Here is a 4,250-nt window from a genome sequence, read left to right on the forward strand (position 1 = left end):
TACGGCAGCAGCGCGGGCACGGCGCGGGCGGCCTCGCCGAGCCTGCGGATCATCCCCGCCGCGAGCCGCTCGGTCTGCGGATGGCTCAGCGGCGCGGTGGGCAGCTCGGCGGCGAGCGCGGTGTGCACCTCGGCGGTGACCCGGCCCAGGGCGCGGGCCTCGTCGGTGAAGGGCGCCCCGGCGGCCAGCGCCTCCAGCGCGAGCCGCCAGCCGTCCCGGGAGCCGCGCAGATAGGGCTGGAGCACGCCGAGGGTGTACGGCTGGGGGGCGGCCGACTCGTACCAGGCGACGGGGGCGGGGACCCGGGTGCAGCCCGCGCGGGCGAGCGCCAGCGGCAGTTCCAGATCGGGGTTGGGGCCCGGCTGGACGCGCCGGAAGAATTTGAGGATGTACGCGTCCCCGTACACCAGGGACGAGTTGGACTGCTCGGCGTCCAGGGGTCTGGCGGTCAGTCCGCCGCTCACGCCGGGGCCCGTGCCGAACCCGCCGAACCGGCCGATGCGGTCGAACCGGTCGAAGCGCAGCGGCCCGAGGACGCCGGGGGTCCGCAGCCGCTCCAGGATCAGCTCCGCGAGCCGGGGGTCGTGCAGCCCCTCGTACACCGTCCGTCCCGCCAGCGGCCCCGCGGCCGGGCGGCCGATGAGCGCGCCCGCGAGATGGGGCGGCAGGGTGCGGCGTACGCCGAGGAGGAGCTGGTAGCAGTCGTGGGCCAGCTCGTCGGCGGAGGCGGGGCGGTGGACCGCGACCAGCAGATGGAGCAGGCCGGGGCCGGCGCCGGCGCCGCGGACCGGCAGCAGCTCGGTCTCGGAGACCAGCGAGAAGCCGGTGACCGGCTGGTCCTTTCCGGCGAACCAGCGCTGGCGCGGCAGCCAGGAGTGCAGCAGCGGCGCCAGGGAGGGAAGAAGACCGACGGAAGTCCGGGTGGAAGCAGCCTCCGACATGGAATCGGGTCCTTTCCCCGGGTACGCCACGAATGCGCCGAATGCGCAGAGTGTCTCGGATCGTGGCGTTGACTGTCCGGCGGCGCGCGGAGGTGGCGGGCGAGTGCCCGGCGCGGGGCGGTGGAAACCGCCCCGCGGGGGTACGCCCGGGGGCCGGCGCTCGCGCTCTCCGGCCGGGGTCCGGGGGGCGGCCGACAGCCCGGCCCGGTCGCCGGGCTGTCGGCGGCCGGGGAGCGGGGGACGGGGGACCGGGGGCGGGCCCTGACCGGGACCCAGGGGCCCAAGGGGTCGGGCCCCCGGTCCGGGGGTCAGGCCGCGGCCGGGTCCTTCCGGAGGCGGAACCAGTAGAAGCCGTGGCCCGCCAGGGTGAGCAGATAGGGCCACTGGCCGATGGCCGGGAAGCGCACCCCGCCGATCAGCTCGACCGGACGCCGGCCGATGAACTCCCGCAGATCCAGCTCGGTGGGCTGGGCGAACCGGGAGAAGTTGTGCACGCACATGACCAGGTCGTCCCGGTGCTCCCGGGCGAAGGCGAGCACGGCGGGGTTGGACGACGGCAGCTCGGTGTACGAGCCGAGTCCGAAGGCGTGGTTCTGCTTACGGATCTCGATCATCCGCCGGGTCCAGTGCAGCAGCGACGACGGGCTGGTCATCGACGCCTCGACATTGGTGACCTGGTAGCCGTGGACCGGGTCCATGATGGTCGGCAGATAGAGCCGTCCGGGGTCGCAGGAGGAGAAGCCCGCGTTCCGGTCGGGCGTCCACTGCATGGGCGTGCGCACCGCGTCCCGGTCGCCGAGCCAGATGTTGTCGCCCATCCCGATCTCGTCGCCGTAGTAGAGGATCGGCGAGCCGGGCAGCGACAGCAGGAGCGCGGTGAACAGCTCGATCTGGTTGCGGTCGTTGTCCAGCAGCGGCGCGAGCCGGCGGCGGATGCCGATGTTGGCCCGCATCCTCGGATCCTTGGCGTACTCCGCGTACATGTAGTCGCGCTCTTCGTCCGTGACCATTTCGAGGGTCAGCTCGTCGTGGTTGCGCAGGAAGATGCCCCACTGGCAGTTCTCGGGGATGGCCGGGGTCTTGGCGAGGATCTCGGAGACGGGGTAGCGGGACTCGCGCCGCACCGCCATGAAGATCCGCGGCATCACCGGGAAGTGGAACGCCATATGGCATTCGTCGCCGCCGCCCCGGAAGTCGCCGAAGTAGTCGACGACGTCCTCCGGCCACTGATTGGCCTCGGCGAGCAGCACGGTGTCGGGGTAGTGCGCGTCGATCTCCTTGCGCACCCGTCTGAGGAAGGAGTGGGTGGCGGGGAGGTTCTCGCAGTTGGTGCCCTCCTCCTGGTGGAGATACGGGACGGCGTCCAGGCGGAAGCCGTCGATGCCCAGGTCCAGCCAGAAGCGCAGCGCCGAGATGATCTCCTCCTGCACCGCCGGGTTCTCGTAGTTGAGATCGGGCTGGTGGGAGAAGAAGCGGTGCCAGTAGTACTGCTTGCGGACCGGGTCGAAGGTCCAGTTGGAGGTCTCGGTGTCGACGAAGATGATCCGGGCGTCCTGGAACTGCTTGTCGTCGTCGGCCCAGACGTAGTAGTCGCCGTAGGGCCCCTCGGGGTCGGCGCGGGACTGGAGGAACCACTCGTGCTGGTCGCTCGTGTGATTCATGACGAAGTCGATGATGACGCGCATGCCGCGCTGGTGCGAGGAGTCGACGAACTCCACGAAGTCGGCGAGGTCGCCGAACTCCGGCAGTACGGAGGTGTAGTCGGATACGTCGTAACCGCCGTCCCGGAGCGGTGACTTGAAGAACGGCGGCAGCCAGAGGCAGTCGACCCCCAGCCACTGGAGGTAGTCGAGTTTGGCGGTGATGCCCTTGAGGTCTCCGACGCCGTCGCCGTTGCTGTCCTGGAAGGACCGGACGAGGACTTCGTAGAAGACCGCCCGCTTGAACCAGTCGGGATCGCGGTCCTTGGCCGGCGTGTCCTCGAACAGGTCGTGTACGGGCTCGTTGACGATCATGATGTGGGTGACCCTCCGATCGGCGGGGACGGTCGCAGAGCCACGATGTGCGCGGGCGTGCGGCCCGGCTCTAGGCGCACATACGAGGCTCTGCCCCAGTGATAGGTCTCGCCGGTGAGCTCATCGCGCACCGGAGCGGTCTCGTGCCAGGCGAGGCCGAGTCGCGGCATGTCCAACGAGACCGTGGCCTCCTGGGTGTGGTGGGGGTCGAGGTTGACGACGACGATGACGGCGTCCCGGCCGGACCGTTTGGAGTACGCGATGACCGCGTCGTTGTCGGTGGGGTGGAAGGCGACGTCCCGCAGTTGCTGGAGCGCGGGATGGCGCCGTCTGATCCGGTTGAGGGCCGTGATCAGGGGGGCGATCGTGCGGCCCGTGCGCTCGGCGGACTCCCAGTCGCGGGGGCGCAGCTCGTACTTCTCGGAGTGCAGATACTCCTCGCCGCCCGCCCGCAGCGGGGTGTTCTCGCAGAGCTCGTACCCCGCGTACATCCCCCAGCTGGGGGAGAGGGTGGCGGCCAGCACCGCGCGTGTCTCGAACGCCGGACGCCCGCCGTGCTGGAGATGGTCGGGCAGGATGTCCGGGGTGTTCACGAAGAAGTTGGGACGCATGTACGAGGCCGAGTCCCCGGCGAGCTCGGTGACGTACTCGGTCAGCTCCCGCTTGGTGGTGCGCCAGGTGAAGTAGGTGTACGACTGCTGGAAGCCGACGGCGGCCAGGGTGCGCATCATCGCCGGGCGGGTGAACGCCTCGGCCAGGAAGACGATGTCGGGGTCGGTACGGGCGATGTCCGCGAGCACCGCCTCCCAGAAGACGACCGGCTTGGTGTGCGGATTGTCGACGCGGAAGATCCGCACACCGCGCGCCATCCAGAAGCGCAGTACCCGCAGGGTCTCACGGACCAGTCCCCGCATGTCGTCGTCGAAGGCGATGGGGTAGATGTCCTGGTACTTCTTGGGCGGGTTCTCGGCGTGGGCGATCGAGCCGTCGGCGCGGCGGCGGAACCACTCGGGGTGCTCGCTGACCCAGGGGTGGTCGGGGGAGCACTGGAGGGCGAAGTCGAGGGCGATCTCCATCCGCAGGGCGCGGGCCGCCGCCACGAAGCGGTCGAAGTCCGCGAAGGTGCCGAGGTCGGGGTGGAGGGCGTCATGGCCGCCGTCCCGGGAGCCGATCGCCCAGGGCACGCCGACATCGTGCGCTCCCGCGGAGAGGGCGTTGTCGCGGCCCTTGCGGTGGGTGGCGCCGATGGGGTGGACGGGCGGCAGATAGACCACGTCGAAGCCCATCGCGGCGA

The 4,250-nt window shown here is 70.7% G+C and carries 3 protein-coding genes; all 3 read right to left on the reverse strand.

The window, feature by feature from the left end:
- Positions 1–941: maltokinase N-terminal cap-like domain-containing protein (locus FF041_RS15545; RefSeq protein WP_407698163.1), on the reverse strand; the 941-nt coding region annotated here is incomplete at its 3' end.
- A gap of 308 nt (positions 942–1,249) precedes the next feature.
- Positions 1,250–2,956: a maltose alpha-D-glucosyltransferase gene (gene treS / locus FF041_RS15550; protein WP_153523380.1), complete on the reverse strand. Its 1,707-nt coding sequence runs from the start codon at positions 2,954–2,956 to the stop codon at positions 1,250–1,252.
- A partial coding sequence (locus FF041_RS15555; RefSeq protein ID WP_153523381.1) for a DUF3459 domain-containing protein occupies positions 2,953–4,250 on the reverse strand: 1,298 nt, incomplete at its 5' end. The genes FF041_RS15555 and treS, both read right to left, overlap by 4 nt.

The organism is Streptomyces jumonjinensis (assembly GCF_009600885.1).
Taxonomy (GTDB): domain Bacteria; phylum Actinomycetota; class Actinomycetes; order Streptomycetales; family Streptomycetaceae; genus Streptomyces; species Streptomyces jumonjinensis.

What these genes read in the sequence shown, in the direction of transcription:
- treS (WP_153523380.1), bottom strand. Translation starts at nt 2,956, where the DNA reads ATGATCGTCAACGAGCCCGTACACGACCTGTTCGAGGACACGCCGGCC.